This window comes from Halobacillus naozhouensis, from assembly GCF_029714185.1.
Classification (GTDB): domain Bacteria; phylum Bacillota; class Bacilli; order Bacillales; family Halobacillaceae; genus Halobacillus_A; species Halobacillus_A naozhouensis.
Window position 1 is genome coordinate 1924589 of sequence record NZ_CP121671.1, and the last position, 22463, is coordinate 1947051.

Consider the following 22463-nt stretch of genomic DNA (forward strand, 5'->3'; position numbering starts at 1 on the left):
ACAGGATATGGACGACACACTGTAGAATCCGCTGGTATGAGGCTGACTATTGAACTGAGAAGTGTCAATCATCGTTTTTTAGATATCTCCCCTAAAATACCGCGGAACTTTTTATTTCTTGAGGAGGCTATGAAACGTTACATCAAACAGAAGCTTAGTCGCGGTCGAGTGGATCTTTTTCTTACGGCAGAGGGAGAAGGTCTGCTGTATAAACGGCTTGAAGCGGATGATGAGCTTCTTGATCAGTACATAACCAAGTTAAGTAACGTAAAGGACCAGTACAAGTTGACGGGGGACATCTCAATTGATACGGTAGCCGGGCTAGAGGGGATCTTTACAGTTCGAGAAACGGATCAACCCGTCGATCAAATCAAAGCGGAGCTTCTAAGCGTGCTCGATGCAGCGTGTGCTGAACTGATTGAAATGAGAAATCAGGAAGGCGAACGACTGGCTCAGGACCTTCTAAATAGGCTCCATTCTATGAAAGATACGGTGGCTGATATAGAAGCACGAAGGCCCGTGATTGTAGATGAATACAAGGCTAAAGTGTTATCAAGAATCGAGACATTTATCAATGAAGAGATTGCTTCTGAGGAGAGCAGGGTGCTGCAAGAAGTTGCTTTGCTCGCTGAAAGAGGTGATATAACGGAAGAGGTCACAAGACTATATTCGCATATTGACCAATTTCACAACACCCTTGAAAAACAGGAGCCAATTGGACGTACTCTCGATTTTATCGTTCAGGAAATGCACCGGGAGATTAATACGATTGGTTCAAAATCAAATGACAGTCAGTTGTCCAACAGTGTAGTGACATTGAAGAGTGAAGTAGAGAAAATGAAAGAACAAGTACAAAATATTGAATAAAGATTGAGATTTGCTAGGTATTTTTCATATAATAGAAGTAATACTCGTTTAATAACGTGGCCATTTTTTTTGGTGACGGTTAAGCGACCATTAGTAGATCTGTCTCGTTAGAAGGAGGAAACGTCGTTGAGTTTAAAGTTAATTAATATCGGCTTTGGAAACGTGGTATCAGCTAATCGAATCATTTCTATTGTCTCACCAGAATCCGCGCCGATTAAACGTATTATAACCGTAGCAAGAGATAATAATAAATTAGTAGATGCTACATACGGCAGAAGAACACGTGCCGTTATTATTACTGATAGCGATCATGTTGTGCTGTCGGCAGTGCAGCCAGAAACAGTTGGACAGCGTGTAATCAGTAATGATGAAATGTCAGATGAGAATTAGGAGGGTCCAAACGTGATAGATGAAAAAGGTATCTTATTTATTCTTTCTGGGCCTTCTGGTGTAGGGAAAGGAACGGTACGTAAAGCATTATTTGAACAATCGACCAACCTTCGTTATTCCATCTCCATGACAACGAGAAGGCCGAGAGAAGGCGAAGTGGATGGCGTTGATTATTTTTTTAAGTCACGAGCAGAATTTGAAAGGCTTATTGAACAGCGGCAATTAATTGAGCATGCTGAATATGTAGGGAATTACTATGGAACTCCTAAGCAATACGTCGAAGATACCCTTAATGAAGGGAAAGATGTTTTCCTGGAAATTGAAGTACAAGGCGCCCTCAAAGTTAGAGAAAACTTTCCAGAAGGGGTATTCGTCTTTCTCATTCCCCCTTCCCTTGAAGAATTGAAGGATCGGATTGTAAACCGCGGTACAGAAACAGAAGATAAAGTGAAGAATCGTCTGTTGGCGGCTAAAGAAGAAATTGAGATGATGGATGCTTATGATTACGTCGTGGTCAATGATCAAGTCGATCATGCTGTCAGTAAAATACAGTCGATCGTAGCGAGTGAACATTGCAAGCGTGAGCGAGTATCACAACAATATAAAAAAGCACTGGAGGCTGATCAACATGATGCTTGAGCCATCAATTGATTCATTACAAGAGCAAATCAAATCAAAGTACACTCTCGTCACCTTATCTGCCCGGCGAGCGCGTGAACTGAAGCAGGGAAGCGCTCCAATGGTTGAAAATCCAACTTCAAGCCAGCAGGTTGGCGTGGCGCTGGAAGAAATACAGGCTGGAAAACTCGATTATACTCATAGTGATCAGATTCAATCTAGAACGGAAACACTATAATTTTACTACAAGCCGCGCTGACCCGAGAAGAGAGCGCGGCTTTTCCTTATTGCATAGGATTTTTTTGACAATAGGATCCTGCCGAGGATGAGGTAAGGGTGAAAGGAAATGGTGAAATATGCTACAAGGGAAAAAGATCGTCTTAGGTGTTAGCGGGGGGATTGCTGCTTATAAAGCCGCAGATTTAACAAGTAAACTTGTTCAGGCAGGCGCTGAAGTACGGGTCATCATGACAGAAAGTGCCTTAAAGTTTGTCGGGGGCACGACCTTTCAGGCATTAAGTCGTCAGCCTGTCTACACCGATACGTTCAAGGAACATGATTCCACACAAATTCAGCACATCGATGTGGCAGATTGGGCAGATTTGTTCCTAATTGCTCCTGCCACCGCCAATATAATAGGAAAATTGGCTCATGGGATTGCTGATGATATGTTATCCACGACGTTGCTGGCTACAGAAGCCCCGGTTTATATAGCTCCAGCGATGAATGTACATATGTACAGCCACCCATCTGTCATCAGTAATTTAAAAAAACTTGATCAATGGGGGTTCCGGTTCATTGAGCCAGGAGAAGGCTATTTAGCTTGTGGTTATGTAGGCAAAGGAAGACTGGAAGAACCGCAAACGATTGTGTCAGTTCTTCAGCATCAGTCCACACAAAGCCTGTCCTTATCAGGAAAACGCGTACTCATAACAGCCGGTCCTACAAGAGAAAAAATTGATCCGGTGAGGTATTTTACGAATCCTTCCTCAGGAAAAATGGGATTTGCTCTGGCACGCCAGGCAGCAGCCCTGGGAGCAGACACTACGTTAATAGCAGGTCCTGTCGATCTGGATACACCAAGAGGAGTAAACAGAGTTGATGTAGTGACAGCGCAGGACATGTACGAACAGGTGCTTTCGCGTTATGACGCGAGTGACCTTGTTATTAAGTCGGCTGCCGTAGCTGATTACAGACCAAAGCAGGTTTTTGACCAAAAAATGAAAAAATCACCCGGTGACTATACGGTGGAGATGGAGCGGACGCACGATATTTTACAAGAACTTGGGGAACGCAAACGGCATCAATATTTGATCGGTTTTGCAGCAGAAACCCAGGATCTTGAATATTACGGTGAGCAAAAACTCGTTAAGAAGAACCTTGATGCTATCGTGATGAATAACATAGCTGAGCAAGGCTCTGGTTTTAGTACCGATACAAACGCCTCTGTTTATTTAGCGAAAGACGGGAAGCGAGTTGACTGGCCGTTAATGTCGAAAGATGAGCTGGCCGCAAATATTTTACAAATGGCAAGCGAGGCACTTGTCGGTGAAGAGTCTTGAACATTGCCAGAGTAATTGTCGATGTTCCTTCGCAAAATACGAATCGCCCCTTTGATTATGGCATTCCCGAGCGATTTTCAGGGGTTGTCCAGCCAGGTGTAAGGGTGATCATCCCATTTGGCCCGAGAAAGATTATGGGCTATGTCGTCTCGCTGACCGATCATAGCGATTTTGATAAAGTCCGGGATATTGTCGATGTACTTGATTTGACTCCGATTTTAACGAAAGAGCTGCTTCAAATTGGAAAATGGTTGTCCAATCAAACGTTGAGTTACTATATTTCCTGTTTGCAAGTAATGCTGCCTCAAGTGTTAAAAGCCAAATATCGAAAAGAATTGTGGATCACAACCGAGGAGGAGCTGCCTGAAGAACTGGAAAAAGTTTTTGCGGGCAGAGACGTGATTGATTATGAAGAGTTCCAGCAGTCAAATCTGAGTTACCAGAAGCTGAGGACGATGATTGAGGACGGATGGATTGATGTCCATTATGAGGTGAAGAGCAGGGAAACGAAGCGGACTACGACGATGGTCGAACCGCAGAAAGATGCTATCGAGTTAGAAGAATCTTTAGTAGATCTGTCTAAACAAGCCAATAAACAGCGCATTGTGATCCAATACTTTCTCGAACATGAGCAGCCTGTTCCGAAAAAGCAGCTGCTTCAGACACTGCATACAACTGCGGCAACGATTAAACCCTTGATTGAGAAAGGCATCTTAAGAGAGTACAAGCAAGAGGTGCTGAGAGACCCGTATGGTCATAGAGAATTTGAAAGAACCCAGCCCTTTACGTTAACAGAAGAACAGCAGGCTGCGATTGAACCTGTGCTTGCTTCGATTGAAGACAATTCACATGACGTTTTTCTATTGCACGGTGTCACCGGCAGTGGAAAAACCGAAGTGTATCTGCAGTCGATTCAACAGGTCATTGACAGAGACCAGGAAGCGATTATGCTCGTTCCGGAAATTGCATTAACGCCGCAAATGGTAGAACGATTTAAAGGCAGGTTTGGCTCAAAAGTGGCCGTATTGCACAGTGCGTTATCGGCCGGTGAAAAATACGATGAATGGAGAAAGATTCAGCGGCAGGAGGTCCAGGTCGTTGTCGGAGCTCGTTCTGCTATCTTTGCTCCGTTTACAAATATCGGCATTATTATTATTGACGAGGAGCACGAATCAAGCTATAAACAAGAGGATCGCACGAGGTATCATGCTCGTGATGTTGCTATTGAACGAGGGAAAATTCACACTTGTCCTGTTATGCTCGGCAGTGCAACCCCCGCTCTTGAAACGTATGCTCGAGCTGTTAAAGGCAATTACCAACTGCTCACTCTGTCTAAGCGGATGAATGATGCAATGATGCCGAAAGCTGAGCTGGTCGATATGAGAGAGGAGCTGCATGAGGGGAATCGGTCGATGTTCTCGAGGCAATTGAAAGAGAATATAGAAGATCGTATCGCCAAAGGAGAACAGATTGTTCTGTTTCTCAATCGCCGCGGATACGCAACTTTCGTTATGTGCCGCGATTGTGGTCATGTGAAAGAATGTCCCCATTGTGATATTGCGTTAACCTATCATAGAAGACAAGAAAGATTAAAATGCCATTATTGTTCACATGAAGAGCCAATGCCGGCGCAGTGTCCGGAGTGTGAAAGTAAAACGATTCGCTATTTTGGAACCGGTACACAAAAAATAGAGGAAGCCTTGCAGCAGTTAATCCCTGAAGCCCGCGTCATTCGGATGGATGTGGATACAACGCGGCGTAAGGGGTCCCATGAGCGTCTCCTCCAGCAATTTGGAGAAAAAAAAGCGGATATTTTACTCGGAACGCAAATGATCGCGAAAGGGCTGGATTTTGCCAATGTGACACTTGTCGGTGTGCTCGCAGCTGATTCGCTGCTCAACCTGCCTGATTTTCGTGCATCTGAAAAAACGTTCCAACTATTAACACAAGTAAGTGGACGAGCAGGACGCCATCAATTGCCGGGAGAAGTGATCATCCAGACTTATACCCCGGAACATTACAGCATTCAGCTGTCAAGCCAGTTTAACTATGAGGCCTTCTTCGCAGAAGAGATGAAATTAAGGAAGGCGTTTCACTACCCGCCTTATTATTTCCTGACACTGTTTACTGTATCTCATCCGAAGCAATTAAAGGTTCAGGAAGTCACCCAGAAAATTGTTCAATTTATGGGGCAACGGCTGACTGAGGGTGCCGATGTATTAGGCCCGACCCCCTCTGCGTTAACCCGGATCAACGATAGATATCGCTACCAATGCATGGTAAAATACAAGAAGGAACCCGAGCAGCGGAAATTAGTGCAGCGTATCCTTCACTATTACGAAGATGAAATGAAGCAAGAAAACGGATTGCAGATCACGGTAGATTTCCAGCCGTATCAGCTAATGTAAGAAAGGAGCTCTTTCGCCAGATGACACGTATTGTTTTTATGGGAACGCCTGACTTTGCTGTTCCTGTTCTGGAACAGCTAGTTGAACACAATTATGAAGTCGTATTAGCGGTTACTCAGCCAGATCGCCCGAAAGGCCGCAAACGCACCCTCACACCTCCGCCTGTCAAAGCAGCGGCTGAGAAGTGGGGAATCCCCGTTTTTCAACCTGAGAAAATAAAAGATGAATATGAGGAAGTCTTATCGTATGAGCCTGAGCTCATCGTAACAGCTGCCTTCGGCCAAATTCTGCCCGAAGCTTTACTTACTGCTCCTGAGCACGGATGTATCAATGTTCATGCTTCTCTGTTACCAGAACTTAGAGGCGGTGCACCGATTCATTATTCGATTATCCAGGGCAAGCAGGAGACGGGTGTCACTATTATGTATATGGTGAAAAAGCTTGATGCGGGCGATATCCTGACCCAAGTCCGCGTGCCTATTGAGGATGATGATCACGTAGGTACATTACACGATAAATTAGCAGAGGCCGGATCACGTTTACTTATGGAAACGCTGCCGCCGCTTTTAAAACGCGAAATTACTCCACATCAGCAGGTGGATGAGGAAGCGACCTTTGCTGCGAATATCAAGAGAGAACAGGAGTGGATTGATTGGAGTCTAGATCAGCAGTCGGTGTACAATCAGATTCGCGGCCTGCATCCGTGGCCCGTTGCCTTTACCTACTGGAAGGGAAAACCATTGAAAGTCTGGTGGGCGGCCAAGGTAGACGGAAAGTATGAACAGGCCCCCGGAACTGTATTAGCACGGGAGGAAGATGGATTTCTCGTGCAAACAGGTGACGGAAAAGCTGTGAAACTTACGGATGTTCAGCCTGCAGGGAAAAAGCGCATGAATGGACAGGCCTTTTTAAACGGTGCCGGCCAAACGCTGACGACCGGGGAAGTATTGGGGGAGCACGATGGCTAAATACGTACTGAGAGAATCTGCTTTACATTTACTGACGAGAATTGGCGAACAGGGCGGATACAGTCATGTTTTGTTAGACCAGGAAATGAACAAGCGCAGCTTATCGAACAAAGATGGTGCGTTATTAACGGAAATCGTTTATGGGACTTTGCAAAACAAGCGTAAGATCGAGTTTCAAATTCAACTGTACATCGCCAAACAAAAGAAAATTAAGCCGTGGGTGAAGTGGCTGCTTTATATGTCGGTCTACCAAATGCTGTATTTGGAACGAGTGCCGGACCATGCTGTCATCCATGAAGCCGTGGAAATTTCTAAAACAAGGGGACACAAAGGGATCGCATCATTCATGAATGGGGTGCTCCGTAACGTGCAGCGTAAAGGAGTTCAGGATCCTTCTACAATTGACAATAAAGTTGAACGCCTCGCCATTGAGACCAGTCATCCAACCTGGCTGGTCAGTCGCTGGGTGGAGCAATATGGCTGGGAACTGACAGCGGGAATGTGCACGCAGAATTTAAAACGCCTTCCGATGTCGGTTCGGATTCAGCCATTGCGTATTTCCCGTGCAGAAGCCATGGCGGAATTGAAAGAGCGTGGAATTACTGGTAAGGAAAGCGTGCTGTCAAGTCAAGGACTCTTAATTGAGGAAGGTCGTATCATCGACGATCGCTTATTAACGGAAGGATACCTTACCGTCCAGGACCAAAGCTCGATGCTTGTAGCTGAAATGATGGATCTGAAACCAGGGCTGACCGTACTTGATGCCTGTAGTGCTCCGGGCGGCAAAACGACTCATATTGCCGAAAAAATGGAAGATCAAGGCTCAGTTATCGCGTATGATTTACACGATAAGAAAGCCAAGCTTGTCGATGACAAAGCGATGCTGCTCCAACTTCAATCCATTGAAGCAAAGCAAGCGGACTCGAGACGACTGCACGAACTCCACAAAAATGAATCCTTTAACCGCATTCTTCTCGATGCCCCGTGTTCAGGACTCGGTGTTATGCGAGGGAAACCTGATATTAAGTATCACAAAAACGAATCAGACATCATCGCTCTTAGAAACATACAAGATGAATTACTGGACAGCGTAGCGCCGTTGTTACAGGTAGGCGGAAAGCTTGTGTACAGTACCTGTACAGTCGATCGTCACGAGAATGAGCAAGCTGTTGAACACTTTTTACAGCAACATCCCGAATTTGAAATTGACCCGGCTTTTGCAGGAAGTTTGCCTGAAGAGCTGCAGGATTCAGTTGGACATACAGAGTTCGGGCTTCAATTGTTTCCACAGCAATGGGATACAGATGGATTCTTTTTGACGAGAATGGTGAAAAAACACTAAAAACGAGCATGACTACTTTCCTTTGTAAAGTTGTATTTTTATAAATGAACAGCGATTCTTCCAGGCAACGGTTTTAAGACAGCGTGATTATGGTTATTCTGATTACGTAACGGCTGTATATGTGCGAACCATGAACAGTATTAAATCCAAGTGGTTTCCTGTACACTAAATGTCAAGTGTTCTCACAACCTGGGGAGACACCGGAACAGAAGAAATAAGGGTGCTATTTGTCACGATTAAGGTCACATTCAGCATGTGACCCGCTTCGTACGATGGAGCGAAACGAAGAAACGAGGTGAAGACCGTGTTCGACTGCTTTATGACAGATCAAGGAAAAGTTAGAAATCATAATGAAGATGCTGGCGGAATTTTTAATAGTGAATCCGGGCAGAAGCTAGCTGTTGTTGCAGATGGGATGGGCGGTCACCGTGCAGGAGATGTAGCGAGTCAACTTGCTGTGACAGTCTTACATAATAAGTGGCAGGAAGCTGGTGCTTTTAACACACCAGACGAGGCAGAAGGTTGGTTAAAGCAATCGGTACTCGAAGTAAATCAGGATATTCAAGAACATGCGAATCAGCATGAAGAGTGCCAGGGGATGGGAACCACTCTCGTGGCTGCAATTTGTACAGATGGCTTTGCAACGATCGCCCACATTGGTGATAGTCGTTGTTATTTAGCCAATAATTACGGATTTAAACAAGTTACCGAGGACCATTCACTGGTGAACGAGTTAGTTCGCTCAGGTCAAATAACCTCAGAGCAGGCGGAACATCATCCTAGAAAGAACGTGCTATTAAAAGCGCTGGGAACAGAGGAAGAGATCACACCTGATATTCTCACGATTTCTTTTGATGAAGATGATCGTTTGCTGCTGTGCTCTGATGGGTTAAGCAATAAAGTTACTGATGATGAAATAGAGGAATTAGCAGCCTTTAACGGGAAATGGGAAGAATTTTGTCAATCCTTGGTTGATCTGGCCAATGAACGAGGTGGCGAAGATAATATCACCCTTGCTGTCATTCATTATAGTCACACAGATTCGAAAGAAGGTGCTGACTAATGATGAATAATCGTCTCCTGAACGAACGATATAAAATTATGGAGATGATCGGCGGGGGAGGGATGGCCAACGTCTATCTAGCTCACGATACGATTTTAAATCGAGATGTAGCGATTAAAGTGTTACGACTTGAACATGGAGACGATGATGAATTTATTGCCCGCTTCCATCGCGAGGCGCAGTCTGCCTCAAGCCTATCTCATCCGAACATTGTGAACATTTACGATGTAGGTGAAGAAGAAGATTTATATTTTATGGCAATGGAATACGTTGATGGCATGACCTTGAAACAATACATTCAAAAAAACAGTCCAATTGATGCAGCAGACGCGATTGATATCATTCGGCAGATTACTTCAGCTATCTCTCATGCCCACGACAATGAAATTGTGCACCGTGATATTAAACCGCAAAATATTTTAATTGACCATTATGGGCAAGTGAAAGTTACAGACTTCGGAATCGCCATGGCATTAAGTGCTACAGCCTTAACGCAAACGAACTCTGTACTCGGATCTGTTCATTACTTATCACCTGAACAAGCCAGAGGTGGCATGGCCACTAAAAAGTCTGATATTTATTCATTAGGGATTGTGCTTTTTGAGTTACTAACAGGACGTCTGCCTTTTTCAGGAGAATCCCCAGTAGCCATTGCTCTTAAGCATTTACAGCATGACACTCCTTCGCTAAAGCGCTGGATTGCAGATCTGCCTCAAAGTGTAGAGAATATCGTGTTAAAAGCAACCGCCAAGGATCCATTTCATCGGTACGATTCTGTCATGGAAATGGAGTATGATCTAGAAACAGCTCTTGAACCTGAACGCCTGAATGAACCGATTTTTACTACTCCGAATGATGGGGATGAAGAGCAGACAAAGGCGATCCCGGTAATTACTGAGGAAAATTATGGAGACGATGCTGAAGACGATACGATCGTCCATAGTGCTGCAACAAAAGTCAGTCAAGATCAAAACCTTTCAAAAAAAGAAAAGAAACAAGCCAAGAAGCTTCACAAAAAATCCAAAAAACAGCAGAAGAAAAAGAAAAAGAAGAAGAAAAGACCTTTGTTATGGTTACTAATCATTTTCCTACTTCTTTCCGCAGCCGGTGCTATTGCGCTGTTTGTCGTACCAGGTCTTCTGCAGCCAGATGATGTTGAAATGATTGATGTTGAAGGAATGGAGTATGAAGAAGCGTATGACCAGCTAAGTGAGCTTCGTTTGAACGTAAAACGTGAACCCACCTATTCTGACACAGTGCAGGAAGGACTTGTGGTTCGAACAGACCCTGAAGCGGGAATGGTCATAAAGGAAGAATCGGAAGTTACCGTTTATACGAGTCAAGGTAAAGAACGGGTCGAGTTTGGCAATTACGAAGGGGAAGATTTTGACAGGGTTAAACAAGAGCTTGAAGATCAGGGTTATTCAAGTGTTCTCGCTATCGACGAAAATTCGGATCAGCCTGCAGGTGAGATCATCGAACAAATTCAGCCTCAGGAGGATGAGGAAGTTGTACCAGAGGAAACGAGTGTTATTTTCAGGGTCAGCGTTGGGCCACTTACTGTCACTCTAAGATCTCTAGAAGGAGAGACGCTTGAGTCAGCTCAAAACTATCTAAATGAGAACAACCTGAATGCAACAGTGACAGAGGAACACTCGCCTGATATCCCTGAAGGCCACGTTATTGGCCATCAGCCGCAAGCGTTAAGTGAAATAGAGGAAGGATCAACTGTTAATCTGGTAGTCTCGCTGGGACCGAAAGAACAGCCTCCAAGAGAAGAGACAATCCAGGTAGAGGTCCCGTACGATGAGAAAGCAGAACAAAAGGAACAAACCGTGCTCATTTATATTAATGACGCCAACCATGAAATGAAAGAAGTTTTCCGTGAAGAAACAATTACCGAAGATACTACTGTAGAGTTTACGCTTACGATTCAGCCAAAAGAGGAAGCATCATATAAAGTGCAGCTAGGTGATAAAGTAATTGAGGAAAAAACGGTGCCATATGAAGAAGGTGAATAAATGGCAACAGGTAAAATAATAAAGGCATTAAGCGGGTTTTATTATGTTCTCCATGAGGGAACGGTTTATCAGTGTCGAGGCAGAGGTGTATTTAGGAAACGAAAGATAACCCCGCTTGTGGGAGATCTTGTGGAATTTAAAGCAGAAACGGTCGAAGAAGGTTATATTCTTGCCATTGAAGAACGGCAGAATGAGCTCGTAAGACCGCCGATATCTAATATTGACCAAGCTCTGATTGTAACATCTGCCGTCCACCCTGATTTCAACTCGTTGTTATTGGATCGATTCTTAGTCCTTGTTGAGGCAAAGCGTATTGAACCGTTAATCGTTATTTCTAAATTAGACCAGGTGGCAGATGAAGTGTTACAAGAGATGGAAAACTACAAGAATTTGTACGAGGGGATAGGATACCCTGTAATCCTTTCCTCGGTAAATGATTCACAATCGATTGATCAGCTGCAGTCTCATTTAGCTGGCCGGACTACTGTAATTGCCGGGCAGTCTGGAGTGGGCAAATCTTCACTGCTGAATTCGATCGATCCCCGGCTGGCCATCGATACGGATGAAATTTCAGCAAGTCTTGGACGAGGCAAACATACTACAAGACATGTAGAACTTTACGAAATTGCCGGTGGACTAGTTGCAGATACACCCGGTTTTAGTTCATTAGAGTTCGGCAGTCTTCAGTTGGATCAATTAAGTGAATGTTTTCCTGAGTTTGTTGCTGTCCAGGATGAATGTAAGTTCCGGGGCTGTCTCCACAATAAGGAGCCCAAGTGTGCCGTGAAAGCAGGAGTAGAAAGCGGTTCGATCGCCCAACAAAGATATGAACATTATTTACAATTCGTTGAAGAAATTTATAACAGAAAGCCGAGGTATTAACATGACTAAGATTGCGCCATCGATTCTGGCATCAGATTTTGCCCAATTAGGGTCGGAAATTCTAGATGTGGAACAAGGAGGAGCCGATTACATTCATGTGGATGTAATGGACGGCCATTTTGTTCCTAATATTACAATTGGACCACTTATTGTGGAAGCGATACGCCCGAATACGACGTTACCGATCGATGTTCATTTGATGATTGAAAATCCTGATGATTATATTGGTGCTTTTGCTAAAGCGGGATCTGATATCATTACAGTGCACCAGGAAGCCTCTCCCCATCTGCATCGAACGGTTCAACTTATCAAAAGCCATTGTGTAAAAGCAGGTGTGGTTATCAATCCTGCCACACCGGCAGAATCTATTAAACCAATATTACAAGATGTGGATCTTGTGCTGCTTATGACTGTAAATCCAGGATTTGGCGGGCAATCATTCATTGAAAGTGTTGTCCCGAAAATTAACCAGATTTCCACATGGCGAAGCGAACTGGATGCTGAGTTTGAAATCGAAATTGATGGTGGGGTTAATAAGGAAACCGCCAAAATCTGTACGGAAGCGGGAGCAGATGTACTGGTAGCTGGAAGTGCAATATTTAACCAGGAAGATCGAGGAAAAGCGATCACGGAAATTCGTCAATCGTTATAAACAGCAAGAAGCCAAAATATGTGGTTCACTGCCGATATTTTGGCTTCTTTTTTTGAAGGTGGTAAGGTAATGAAGAAAATAGCGATCGTCGCTGGCGGACCAAAGGATTTCGTGCCAGACCTCTCAAAATTTGATGAAAACAATATACTCTGGATTGGGGCTGATCTTGGAGCGGAAGTAATCCTTGAGCAAGGCAGACGGCTGGATATCGCTGTAGGTGACTTTGACTCAGTCAGCTCCGAGTCGTTAATGCGGATTAAAGAATCAGCGGGAAGAACGGATACATACCCAAATGAAAAGAATGAAACAGACCTCGAAATAGCCCTTCTCGAAGCTTTAAAATACCAGCCAGAGCAGATTTTACTTTTTGGCGTAACAGGCGGGCGGCTTGATCATACGATGGTAAATATTCAAATTTTGTACCCCCTATTAACAAAAGGTATTAAAGGAACTATTATTGATCAGCAAAATCAAGTGGAATTAGTTGGTCAAGGAGTGCATACACTGAAGAAGATCAGTCAATATCCATATGTATCCTTCTTACCGGTCACGCTTGCAATCAAAGGGTTAAGTTTGGAAGGTTTTTATTATCCGTTACTGGATGCTGAACTTTCTTATGGATCGACGCGCTGTATATCTAATCAATTGATTGAAGATAGAGGTACTTTTTCATTCACCGAAGGCATACTCTTAGTAATAAGAAGCCATGACGTTATCTAACAGAAGGTTGCAAGACGCACAGCTTTACATTTTGAGGAGGGGGCTCATGAAATTCTATACGATTAAACTCCCGCGTTTTCTCGGAGGGTTTGTACGGGCTATCATTGGTACTTTTAAAAAAGAATAGCAAAAAAGCACCCTGTGAGGGTGCTTTTTTGTGCGAGTCTAGATTAGACGCGCTCTACTTTACCTGATTTTAAATCACGTGCAGATACATAAACCTTCTTAGGCTTACCATCTACAAGAATACGCACTTTTTGCACGTTGGCTTTGAATTGACGTTTATTAGCGTTCATAGCGTGTGAACGATTATTTCCGGAACGTGTACTACGTCCTGAAACGACACATTTGCGTGACATATAAATCCCTCCTGTTACGATACATAAATCATGAAATACTTAATTAATGTATCATAATAAATACGTAAATGCAATGGAACGAAAGATGATATCAAGAATTTTTTCTTGACAGAGAGAAGCAATTGTTTCAGAGTATAGGAGGGGTTTCACCGTATATAAATACGATGTATGAATTCTGTGATATAATGGGTGCACGAACATGGTTGAGTGACAAAGGAGGATTTTTAAATGTCCGTTGATCTTACTACTAAATATGGTCATATCACGATAAGCAATGAAGTCATTTCCACTGTAGCAGGAGGTGCTGCGGTTGAATGTTACGGAATTGTCGGCATGGCCTCTAAAAATCAACTTCGAGATGGTCTGGCAGAAATGCTGCGTCGTGAGAATTTTTCAAGAGGCGTTGTCGTAAGACAAGAAGATGAACAGCTCCATATCGATATGTATATTATCGTAAGCTATGGTACGAAAATATCGGAAGTCGCACATAATGTCCAATCACAAGTCAAATACACATTAAATAAAACAGTAGGCTTATCAGTTAGTTCGGTAAATATTTTCATCCAAGGGGTACGGGTGATCAACGAATAAAGGTAGTCGTTAGTCAAAGGAGGAAGCAGCGTGACGTTACGAAAGTTAGAGGGGACAACACTGGCAGAAATGATTCTGCAAGGTGCTCATCATCTTAAAAGCAACTCGCAGATGATTGATGCTCTTAATGTGTTTCCTGTTCCGGATGGAGATACCGGTACGAATATGAATTTGTCCATGTCGTCAGGGGCAGAAGAAGTGAAGAACGTTTCTGCAAATCATGCCGGGCTCGTTTCACAAGCATTCGCAAAAGGTTTGTTAATGGGAGCACGAGGAAACTCAGGGGTTATTCTTTCTCAGTTATTCAGAGGGTTTTCTAAAGCGTTGGAAGAGAAAGAAACGATCACCACGAAAGATTTTGCTGAAGCTCTTCAAGGCGGCGTAAAGACCGCCTATAAAGCAGTAATGAAACCCGTCGAAGGCACTATTCTGACGGTTGCACGGGAAACAGGAGAAGCATCTGTAACTTTAGCGGAAAAAGAAGAGGAATTTCTGCCATTTATTCAAGGTGTGGTGGATGCTGCACGCGAATCCTTAAAAGGGACACCTGAATTGCTTCCGGTTTTAAAAGAAGTGGGAGTGGTCGATAGTGGTGGACAAGGGTTATTAACCATTTACGAAGGGTTTTTAGCCAATTTAAAAGGTGAAGAGATGCCTGAACACAGTACAATGAACTCAATGGGAGAGATGGTGAACGCTGAACACCATAAACTTGCCCAGGACTTCATGGATACTGATGATATTAAATATGGGTATTGTACAGAATTTATGGTCAAGTTTGAAGAAGAGAAATTGGCCGAAACACCATATAAAGAAGAAGCTTTCCGGGAAGTATTAAGTGAACACGGTGATTCGCTGCTCGTCGTGTCTGACGAAGAGTTGATCAAAGTCCATATCCACACTGAACATCCCGGCAATGCTCTTAATTTGGGCCAGCAATACGGCAGTTTAGTGAATATGAAGATCGAAAATATGCGGGAGCAGCATACGTCAATCGTTGGCGATAAAAAACAAACCAAACCTAGGGAAAAGGCTGGGTATGGGATTGTGACGGTAGCGATGGGAGACGGAATGAAGAAGTTGTTTGAGAGCCTCGGGGCCAATGTTGTCATCCAAGGCGGCCAGACGATGAATCCAAGTACTAAAGATATTTCAGACGCAATTGTGGAAGCTCACGCCAACAATGTTCTTATTTTGCCAAACAATAAAAACATTACGATGGCGGCTGAACAGGCGGCTGAATTAGCTGAAGTAAATGCAGCGGTTGTACCATCGAAAACGATACCTCAAGGGATTAGTGCCTTACTTGGATTTAATCCGGAAGCAGATTTAATTGCGAACCAGGAGGAAATGTCTTCGTTAATGGCCCAGGTGAAGTCGGGACAAATCACCTATGCGGTTAGGGATACGCAAATTGATGGACTTTCGATAGAAAAAGGACATTTTATGGGGATATCTGAAGGAAAAATCTCTTCGGCCCAGAAGGACAAATTAGCTACGGCTAAGGATCTATTAAAAGAAATGATTGATGAAGAAGAGGACGAGATCGTCACTATCATCAGTGGTGAAGAGGCTAATGAGCAAGAGGTCGAAGCCTTAGAAGCTTATTTAGAGGAACACTACGAGGATATGGAAGTGGAAATTCATCGTGGTGACCAGCCTATCTATTCCTTTGTTTTTTCTGTTGAATAAACGAACAAAAGCGGAGCCTACCAGGCTCCGCTTTTTCTGTGGTTCAGCTTCTAAGGCTATTAGGGGATAGACCTTAGCGTTATAAGTTATTCCAATCTGGAATAATAGCTTTATTCCACACGACCATAGTTTGATTAATACTTCCATGGTCTAGACGCCCTTTTCATCTTTCAATTAATGCCCGAGTGATCGCATGATAAATTCAAGAAGAAAGATCATGGCAATACATACAACCGGTGTGGTTAGCTCTCGCTGCTTTCCGATCGCAAACTTCACGATAGGATAGGCAATGAACCCGAAGGCCATGCCATCAGCGATCGAATAAGTGAACGGAATCATCACAATGATCAAAAAGGCTGGCATTGCTTCAGATAAATTGTCCAACGGTATTTCCTTAATATTTTGCACCATCAGTGCCCCGACGATGATTAAGATAGGACTGATGGCTGTTGAAGGAACCATTGATATCCAAGGGATCAGCAGCAGTGTTGCCAGAAACAGCACGGCCATCGTAAGACTTGCGCGGCCAGATTTTCCTCCTGATGCAATAACAGCAGCACTTTCAGCCGAAGATACAGTCGGAGAAGTTCCGAAAAATCCACTTGCGAGCGCTGAAAAAGCTGAAGCTTGATAAGCTTTTTTGAACTTATCGTCCTGTTTTAACATGGACAATTGTCCGTGAATCAGACCCATATTTTCAAAAATAAGGACAATGGTTAATGGAAATACGGCCATCCAGAAACTGAATTCAGTAATTCCGCTGAAGGAAGGCATCATAATCCATTCCTGATCCGCTAAGGACAAGGAGGGCCCAGGTGCATCTAATAAGCCGGTAAAGTGTGCAATGAGCGTGCCGATGATCATAGTGATCAGGAAGTTGCCGGGGACATTTTTAGCAAAAAGAAAGACAGCAATAAATAAGGTTAGTAAACTCGTGATCACGAGAGCGGAAGACGGATTACCTAATGTAATCAATGAATGTTCTCCGCGGACGACGAGACCGCCTTTCTCTAAGCCGATTAAAGTCAAAAACATCCCAAGACCTACAGTAACTGCATGCTTTAACGAATCAGGGATAGCTGTTTTTAACCAATCTCCCAAACGCGTGAAAGCGGTCAGCAGAAAAATCAATCCAGCTACAAGAACCACAGCCAGACCTTCCTGAAACGGAATCCCGCTGCCTTCGACAATCGAATAAGCAAATAAAGCATTCACTCCCATACCAGGAATGAGTACCATAGGGGCATTGGCGTATAAAGCCATGATCAAACAGCCTGCAGCGCTTGCTAAAATGGTGGCAACCATTCCTTGCTCTAATGGCAGACCTGCCGTTTTCAGAATCTGGCTGTTTACCGCCACGATATAAACAGTAGTAAAATAGCCGATTAAGCCCGCTAACAGGTCTTGACGCAAGCCAAGCGTGTGATTATGCTTAGTAAGCATAGACAATCGCCTCTATGAAATTTATCCCTCTCCCACCCGGTTACCGTGTAACCCACGAAGAACTATTATACTCTTCTCCCAGCTAAGAATCAATTCATCTTTATATTAAATTGTTACAAATAGAGAGCAATATGATAGAATAAATAGGGTTGAATTTGTAAAAGTAAGCGTTTTCCCGTTAAAATAGAAGTAAGTATCAGATGGGATGGTGGTAGGAATGAAGTATAGATCAGTGTTTGATATAATTGGCCCTGTTATGATTGGACCTTCCAGCTCACATACAGCTGGAGCCGCCCGGATTGGCCGGGCAGCCAGACATTTATTTGGCCGGGAGCCTCACTATGCAAATATTCATTTATATGGTTCATTTAAAGAAACGTATAAAGGTCATGGGACTGATGTGGCTATTGTTGGTGGATTGCTAGATTACGATACAGATGATACAAGAATGAGTAAGTCACTCGATACAGCCCGTGAAAAAGGAATAAAAGTGCAATTTTTTGAGGAAGCAGCACAAACGGATCACCCTAATACAGCTCGAATCAAAATTGGAGATGAACAGGATGAACTTGAACTTGTCGGGATCTCAATCGGCGGAGGAAAGGCTGAGATTACAGAGCTTAATGGTTTTGAGTTAAAGCTTTCTGGAAGCCACCCGGCGATTCTGCTCATTCATAATGATCGGTACGGGGCCATCGCCTCAGCTACAACCATATTGGCGAGCAATGAAATTAATATCGGCCGTATGGAAGTGTCAAGAAAAGGTGAGGGAGAACAGGCACTGATGGTGATCGAGGTGGATCAAAATATTGATGATTCGGTTTTAAGCGAATTAGAACGTGCAGATCATATTACCCAGGTCGCTAAAATATCAGACTAACCTAGAGAAAGGGGTAGTACTTTGTTTAAAAACGTTGCAGAATTAATACAACTTGCAGAAAGCAAAGGCGAAAAAATTTCAGAAATAATGATTCAGCAGGAAGCAGATGTTAAGCAAGTTTCAAGGGAAGAGATCTTCTCTCAAATGGAACGAAATCTGGCGGTCATGGAGAAAGCTGTTGAGGACGGCTTGAAAGGTGTAAAGTCTCACAGTGGATTAACCGGCGGCGATGCGGTTTTAATTCAGGACTATATGAGAGACCATGAGCCACTCTCTGGGAACTTATTAATGGATGCGGTTAGTAAGGCTGTTGCCACTAACGAAGTGAACGCAGCGATGGGAACGATTTGCGCCACTCCAACTGCAGGCAGCGCAGGCTGTGTTCCGGGAACATTGTTTGCTGTTAAAAATAAACTAAATCCTACCCGGGAACAAATGGTTCGCTATCTATTCACATTGGGAGCGTTTGGCTTTGTTGTTGCGAACAATGCATCCATCTCTGGTGCAGCAGGGGGCTGTCAGGCAGAAGTCGGTTCTGCTGCCGGAATGGCATCAGCAGCGATCGTAGAAATGGCTGGAGGAACACCAGCCCAGTCAGCTGAGGCGATGGCGATCACGCTTAAGAATATGCTTGGTCTCATTTGTGACCCTGTTGCTGGTTTAGTAGAAGTTCCCTGTGTGAAAAGGAATGCGATGGGAGCAACGAATGCGATTGTTTCAGCTGACATGGCTCTCGCAGGTGTCACGAGCCGTATCCCTTGTGATGAAGTCATCGATGCCATGTATAAAGTAGGTCAGCGGATGCCGACAGCCTTCCGCGAAACGGCTCAAGGCGGGCTCGCTGCTACGCCGACAGGAAAGCAGCTCGAAGCTAAAGTGTACGGCATGCCGCTCGAGAAAGAGTGAATTCCATGTTGAGCCAATCTATAGGTGAAGTAAAAGGTGTCGGGGAAAAGCTCCAAGCTCATTTGAATGAGCTTGGACTTTTTACAATTGAAGATTTGTTATTCTATTTCCCATATCGTTACGAAACGTATGAAATCAAGCCGCTAACCGAATTAATTCATAATGAGAAGGCGACTATTGAAGGAGTTTTAACGGCGGAACCAGCTGTGAACTATTACGGTAAAAAGAAATCACGCTTAACGATGACGCTGCAGGTGGAGCAATTTGCGGTTAAAGCGGTGATGTTTAATCGAGCTTTTGCCAAGAAACAGTTACATAAAGGCGATACCATCACGGTTACTGGCAAATGGGATCAGCATCGATTGCAAATCACTGTGAGCCAATTTAAAAAAGGCGAAGCCAAAAGTCAGGATCCGATTCAGCCCGTTTACACGTTGAAAGAAAGTGTAACATTGAAGACGTTAAGAAAGGTGATAAAAGCTGCCCTTGATGAGCATGCAGACGAAGTTACGGAAATTTTACCTGAAGAAACGATGCTTTCCTATAAGCTTCCAGACCGCAGACAAGCACTGTTGCAAATGCATTACCCTGAAAGCCGGATCATGCTCAAGCATGCGAAAAGGCGATTTATTTATGAAGAATTTCTCGTATTTCAACTAAAAATGCAGCTGCTAAGGAAACTTCATCGCGAGTCTACCAAAGGAAACGCACAAAACTATAATAATGATCAATTAACCGGCTTTGTCCAGGACCTTCCTTTTGAATTGACCGCTGCCCAAAAACGATCGCTGGCAGAGATCTTAAAGGATATGAAGAGTCCTTACCGGATGAACCGGCTTCTGCAAGGGGATGTAGGATCAGGGAAAACAGCCGTTGCGGCGATTGCACTATATGCCTCGATTACGATAGGGAAGCAAGGTGCCCTCATGGTTCCTACTGAAATTCTTGCCGAACAGCATTACCATTCTCTTAGTCAGATGTTTGCCGGTAGGGCCCGCGTAGTTTTGTTAACAGGTTCTGTTAAAGGTAAAAAACGCAAAGAGGTTCTGCAGTCCATCCAGGCGCACGAAGTGGATATTATAGTGGGGACACATGCCCTGATTCAAGAAGAAGTTGAATTTAATGAGCTGGGTTTTGTGATCGTTGATGAGCAGCATCGCTTCGGAGTTAACCAGCGCCGTGCGTTAAGAGGGAAAGGCTTAAGTCCGGACGTCTTATTCATGACGGCAACACCTATTCCAAGAACCCTGGCGATTACAGCGTTCGGTGATATGGACGTATCGGTGATTGATGAGATGCCAGCCGGCCGAAAACCAGTTGAAACCTACTGGATTAAAGGAGAAATGACGGATCGTGTGCTGGGTTTTATTGAAAAAGTGGTCAGGAATGGTCAGCAGGCATATGTAATTTGTCCGTTAATTGAGGAATCTGATCAGTTAGACATCCAAAATGCAGTTGATTTATACCAGCAAATTGCTGAAGTCTACGAACCCAATATTTCAGTTGGCCTAATGCACGGACGCCTTCATAATGAGGAAAAAGAAGAAGTGATGAAGCGTTTCGCAGAGAATGAACTGCAGGTGCTCGTGTCAACGACAGTCGTTGAGGTAGGGGTGAATGTCCCGAATGCAACTGTGATGGTGATTCATGACGCGGAACGATTTGGTCTTTCACAGCTTCATCAACTGCGGGGACGTGTCGGCCGAGGCCATGAGCAAAGTTATTGTATTTTACTCGCTGATCCTAAGGGAGATGTAGGCAAAGAACGAATGCGTATTATGACTGAAACGACTGATGGATTTGAGCTATCTGAGCAGGATTTAAAACTGAGAGGTCCTGGAGACTTTTTTGGCAGAAAACAAAGCGGACTGCCTGAATTTAAAGTGGGTGACATGGTTCATGACTATCGGGCACTTGAAACGGCCAGAGCCGATGCAGCCGAAATAATAGTGAACGGTTCGTTGGTTCATGATGAACAATTTAGGCCGTTGAAAGAGCTCATTGAGCAAGATGAGCATATTAGTGGTGAGATCCTTGATTAAAAAATGAGTGAGAGCTTGGAAAAAATTAATTTTATCAGATGAAAATAATCCGAACTATTATTCGTGCTTATAATTCGCTTCGAAAATATACTTCGCTTTCCGCGGGAGGCTGTTGAGTCTCCTCGTGCTGGCGCATTGCAGGGTCTCACCTAGGCCTTTCCTCCCGCAGGAGTCTTCGTATATTTTCTCCGCTAAAGCAGCGCATCATTCGTCTTTTTACTTAAGAGGTATAGTTATGTCCCTGCCTCGTTCAATGTTGGCACATGCCCCACAGGACGTGCCGATTTTAACCGAACTTCCTTTATCTGGTCCTTACCCGAATACTCTCTGCCGCGGCAACCCGGGTCACTTGTGCTTTAGCTCATTTGTATGTTTTTATCGTTTCCTCGAACAATATAGGGAAACTATTGCGTAATTGATTCAGGTATTATATATTACTGTTAGTACCTAGTCATAAAAAATGTGGCAATCGAACGGTGGGAACGTGATGAAACGTACGAAACAAATGAGGCAAAGTGAATTAAAATCAACCATTGAAGCCACTCCCTTCATAACAGATGAGACCCTGGCAAACCAATTCGGTGTAAGTATCCAAACCATCCGCCTCGATCGGATGGAGTTATCTATTCCTGAATTAAGAGAACGGATCAAATCTGTGGCTACCCAGGAATGGAACGAAACGGTTAAAGCTCTTCCTATTGAGGAAGTTATCGGGGAAGTAGTCGATTTGGAACTGGATCAACGTGCCATTTCCATTTTGGATATTAAAGCGGAACATGTTTTCTCAAGAAATCACATCGCCCGAGGACATCATTTGTTTGCCCAGGCAAATTCCCTTGCTGTAGCTGTAATTGATGAGGAGCTGGCCCTTACAGCTGAGTCGAGGATTCGCTTTATGCGGCAGGTTAAGCAAGGAGAGCGTGTCATAGCTAAGGCATTCGTCCGAGGTGATGATGATAAAGGGCGCACGCTAGTGGATGTGCACAGCTTTGTAGAAAATGAGGAAGTGTTCGCAGGTACATTTGAAATGTTTCGTCAGCAAGAGTCAAAGGAGTGA

Annotated in this window: 22 protein-coding genes; 20 read left to right on the top strand and 2 right to left on the bottom strand. The window is 44.0% G+C overall.

The features are described 5' to 3' along the window. The first annotated feature begins 36 nt into the window (after positions 1-36). The 14 genes from P9989_RS10125 to spoVM all read left to right on the top strand — a co-directional run bounded on the left by P9989_RS10125 (position 37) and on the right by spoVM (position 13620). The gene (locus tag P9989_RS10125) at positions 37-867 is read left to right on the top strand and encodes a YicC/YloC family endoribonuclease (protein WP_283078885.1); all 831 of its coding nucleotides are present in this window, start codon (positions 37-39) and stop codon (positions 865-867) included. 126 nt (positions 868-993) lie between these two features. Continuing rightward, the gene (remA, locus tag P9989_RS10130; RefSeq protein ID WP_079529790.1) at positions 994-1257 is read left to right on the top strand and encodes an extracellular matrix/biofilm regulator RemA; all 264 of its coding nucleotides are present in this window, start codon (positions 994-996) and stop codon (positions 1255-1257) included. A gap of 12 nt (positions 1258-1269) precedes the next feature. Then, entirely contained in the window at positions 1270-1896 is a 627-nt protein-coding gene (gene gmk, locus P9989_RS10135; protein ID WP_283078633.1) for a guanylate kinase, read from the top strand. Then, entirely contained in the window at positions 1886-2113 is a 228-nt protein-coding gene (gene rpoZ / locus P9989_RS10140; protein WP_283078634.1) for a DNA-directed RNA polymerase subunit omega, read from the top strand. Before gmk ends, rpoZ begins: the two co-directional genes overlap by 11 nt. 118 nt (positions 2114-2231) lie before the next feature. Beyond that, positions 2232-3437: a bifunctional phosphopantothenoylcysteine decarboxylase/phosphopantothenate--cysteine ligase CoaBC gene (gene coaBC, locus P9989_RS10145; protein ID WP_283078635.1), complete on the top strand. Its 1206-nt coding sequence runs from the start codon at positions 2232-2234 to the stop codon at positions 3435-3437. Then, entirely contained in the window at positions 3434-5845 is a 2412-nt protein-coding gene (priA, locus tag P9989_RS10150; protein ID WP_283078636.1) for a primosomal protein N', read from the top strand. The genes coaBC and priA overlap by 4 nt, the downstream gene beginning before the upstream one ends. A gap of 20 nt (positions 5846-5865) precedes the next feature. Next, positions 5866-6813, top strand: coding sequence for a methionyl-tRNA formyltransferase (fmt, locus tag P9989_RS10155; RefSeq protein WP_283078637.1), 948 nt, complete (start codon positions 5866-5868; stop codon positions 6811-6813). Further along, on the top strand, positions 6806-8155 hold the full coding sequence (gene rsmB / locus P9989_RS10160; protein WP_283078638.1) for a 16S rRNA (cytosine(967)-C(5))-methyltransferase RsmB: 1350 nt from the start codon (positions 6806-6808) through the stop codon (positions 8153-8155). The genes fmt and rsmB overlap by 8 nt, the downstream gene beginning before the upstream one ends. 319 nt (positions 8156-8474) lie before the next feature. Next, complete coding sequence (locus P9989_RS10165) at positions 8475-9218, top strand: Stp1/IreP family PP2C-type Ser/Thr phosphatase (protein ID WP_390307308.1); 744 nt, start codon at positions 8475-8477, stop codon at positions 9216-9218. Then, positions 9218-11239, top strand: a complete 2022-nt coding sequence (gene pknB, locus P9989_RS10170) for a Stk1 family PASTA domain-containing Ser/Thr kinase (RefSeq protein WP_283078639.1) — start codon at positions 9218-9220, stop codon at positions 11237-11239. Before P9989_RS10165 ends, pknB begins: the two co-directional genes overlap by 1 nt. Then, the gene (gene rsgA, locus P9989_RS10175; RefSeq protein ID WP_283078640.1) at positions 11240-12121 is read left to right on the top strand and encodes a ribosome small subunit-dependent GTPase A; all 882 of its coding nucleotides are present in this window, start codon (positions 11240-11242) and stop codon (positions 12119-12121) included. 1 nt (position 12122) lies between these two features. Beyond that, complete coding sequence (rpe, locus tag P9989_RS10180) at positions 12123-12773, top strand: ribulose-phosphate 3-epimerase (protein ID WP_283078641.1); 651 nt, start codon at positions 12123-12125, stop codon at positions 12771-12773. A 69-nt stretch (positions 12774-12842) separates the two neighbouring features. After that, positions 12843-13493: a thiamine diphosphokinase gene (locus tag P9989_RS10185; RefSeq protein ID WP_283078642.1), complete on the top strand. Its 651-nt coding sequence runs from the start codon at positions 12843-12845 to the stop codon at positions 13491-13493. A 46-nt stretch (positions 13494-13539) separates the two neighbouring features. Next, positions 13540-13620: a stage V sporulation protein SpoVM gene (spoVM, locus tag P9989_RS10190; protein WP_079529801.1), complete on the top strand. Its 81-nt coding sequence runs from the start codon at positions 13540-13542 to the stop codon at positions 13618-13620. 43 nt (positions 13621-13663) lie between these two features. On the opposite strand, the gene rpmB is transcribed toward spoVM, so the two are convergent. Beyond that, entirely contained in the window at positions 13664-13852 is a 189-nt protein-coding gene (rpmB, locus tag P9989_RS10195; protein ID WP_283078643.1) for a 50S ribosomal protein L28, read from the bottom strand. Between the two features lie 228 nt (positions 13853-14080). On the opposite strand from rpmB, the gene P9989_RS10200 reads away from it, so the two are divergent. Beyond that, positions 14081-14443, top strand: a complete 363-nt coding sequence (locus tag P9989_RS10200; RefSeq protein ID WP_283078644.1) for an Asp23/Gls24 family envelope stress response protein — start codon at positions 14081-14083, stop codon at positions 14441-14443. 30 nt (positions 14444-14473) lie between these two features. Then, on the top strand, positions 14474-16135 hold the full coding sequence (locus tag P9989_RS10205) for a DAK2 domain-containing protein (RefSeq protein WP_283078645.1): 1662 nt from the start codon (positions 14474-14476) through the stop codon (positions 16133-16135). Between the two features lie 174 nt (positions 16136-16309). Here the strand turns inward: P9989_RS10205 and P9989_RS10210 are convergent, their stop codons facing one another. After that, a complete protein-coding gene (locus P9989_RS10210) occupies positions 16310-17578 on the bottom strand; it encodes an NCS2 family permease (RefSeq protein WP_283078646.1) in 1269 nt (422 codons plus the stop codon). A gap of 217 nt (positions 17579-17795) precedes the next feature. Between P9989_RS10210 and sdaAB the strand changes: the two genes are divergently transcribed. The 4 genes from sdaAB to fapR all read left to right on the top strand — a co-directional run bounded on the left by sdaAB (position 17796) and on the right by fapR (position 22463). Then, the gene (gene sdaAB / locus P9989_RS10215; protein WP_283078647.1) at positions 17796-18458 is read left to right on the top strand and encodes an L-serine ammonia-lyase, iron-sulfur-dependent subunit beta; all 663 of its coding nucleotides are present in this window, start codon (positions 17796-17798) and stop codon (positions 18456-18458) included. 21 nt (positions 18459-18479) lie between these two features. Continuing rightward, a complete protein-coding gene (gene sdaAA / locus P9989_RS10220) occupies positions 18480-19364 on the top strand; it encodes an L-serine ammonia-lyase, iron-sulfur-dependent, subunit alpha (protein ID WP_283078648.1) in 885 nt (294 codons plus the stop codon). 5 nt (positions 19365-19369) lie between these two features. After that, positions 19370-21406 (top strand): ATP-dependent DNA helicase RecG, encoded by a 2037-nt coding sequence (recG, locus tag P9989_RS10225; RefSeq protein ID WP_283078649.1) that lies wholly within the window; start codon positions 19370-19372, stop codon positions 21404-21406. A gap of 487 nt (positions 21407-21893) precedes the next feature. Beyond that, positions 21894-22463 carry a transcription factor FapR gene (gene fapR, locus P9989_RS10230; RefSeq protein WP_283078650.1) on the top strand — a complete coding sequence of 190 codons (570 nt, stop codon included), beginning with the start codon at positions 21894-21896 and terminating at the stop codon, positions 22461-22463.

What these genes read in the sequence shown, in the direction of transcription:
- P9989_RS10125 (WP_283078885.1), top strand. Translation starts at nt 37, where the DNA reads ATGAGGCTGACTATTGAACTGAGAAGTGTCAATCATCGTTTTTTAGAT.
- rpoZ (WP_283078634.1), top strand. Translation starts at nt 1,886, where the DNA reads ATGATGCTTGAGCCATCAATTGATTCATTACAAGAGCAAATCAAATCA.
- coaBC (WP_283078635.1), top strand. Translation starts at nt 2,232, where the DNA reads ATGCTACAAGGGAAAAAGATCGTCTTAGGTGTTAGCGGGGGGATTGCT.
- fmt (WP_283078637.1), top strand. Translation starts at nt 5,866, where the DNA reads ATGACACGTATTGTTTTTATGGGAACGCCTGACTTTGCTGTTCCTGTT.
- rsmB (WP_283078638.1), top strand. Translation starts at nt 6,806, where the DNA reads ATGGCTAAATACGTACTGAGAGAATCTGCTTTACATTTACTGACGAGA.
- P9989_RS10165 (WP_390307308.1), top strand. Translation starts at nt 8,475, where the DNA reads ATGACAGATCAAGGAAAAGTTAGAAATCATAATGAAGATGCTGGCGGA.
- pknB (WP_283078639.1), top strand. Translation starts at nt 9,218, where the DNA reads ATGATGAATAATCGTCTCCTGAACGAACGATATAAAATTATGGAGATG.
- rsgA (WP_283078640.1), top strand. Translation starts at nt 11,240, where the DNA reads ATGGCAACAGGTAAAATAATAAAGGCATTAAGCGGGTTTTATTATGTT.
- rpe (WP_283078641.1), top strand. Translation starts at nt 12,123, where the DNA reads ATGACTAAGATTGCGCCATCGATTCTGGCATCAGATTTTGCCCAATTA.
- P9989_RS10185 (WP_283078642.1), top strand. Translation starts at nt 12,843, where the DNA reads ATGAAGAAAATAGCGATCGTCGCTGGCGGACCAAAGGATTTCGTGCCA.
- spoVM (WP_079529801.1), top strand. Translation starts at nt 13,540, where the DNA reads ATGAAATTCTATACGATTAAACTCCCGCGTTTTCTCGGAGGGTTTGTA.
- rpmB (WP_283078643.1), bottom strand. Translation starts at nt 13,852, where the DNA reads ATGTCACGCAAATGTGTCGTTTCAGGACGTAGTACACGTTCCGGAAAT.
- P9989_RS10200 (WP_283078644.1), top strand. Translation starts at nt 14,081, where the DNA reads ATGTCCGTTGATCTTACTACTAAATATGGTCATATCACGATAAGCAAT.
- P9989_RS10210 (WP_283078646.1), bottom strand. Translation starts at nt 17,578, where the DNA reads ATGCTTACTAAGCATAATCACACGCTTGGCTTGCGTCAAGACCTGTTA.
- sdaAB (WP_283078647.1), top strand. Translation starts at nt 17,796, where the DNA reads ATGAAGTATAGATCAGTGTTTGATATAATTGGCCCTGTTATGATTGGA.
- recG (WP_283078649.1), top strand. Translation starts at nt 19,370, where the DNA reads ATGTTGAGCCAATCTATAGGTGAAGTAAAAGGTGTCGGGGAAAAGCTC.
- fapR (WP_283078650.1), top strand. Translation starts at nt 21,894, where the DNA reads ATGAAACGTACGAAACAAATGAGGCAAAGTGAATTAAAATCAACCATT.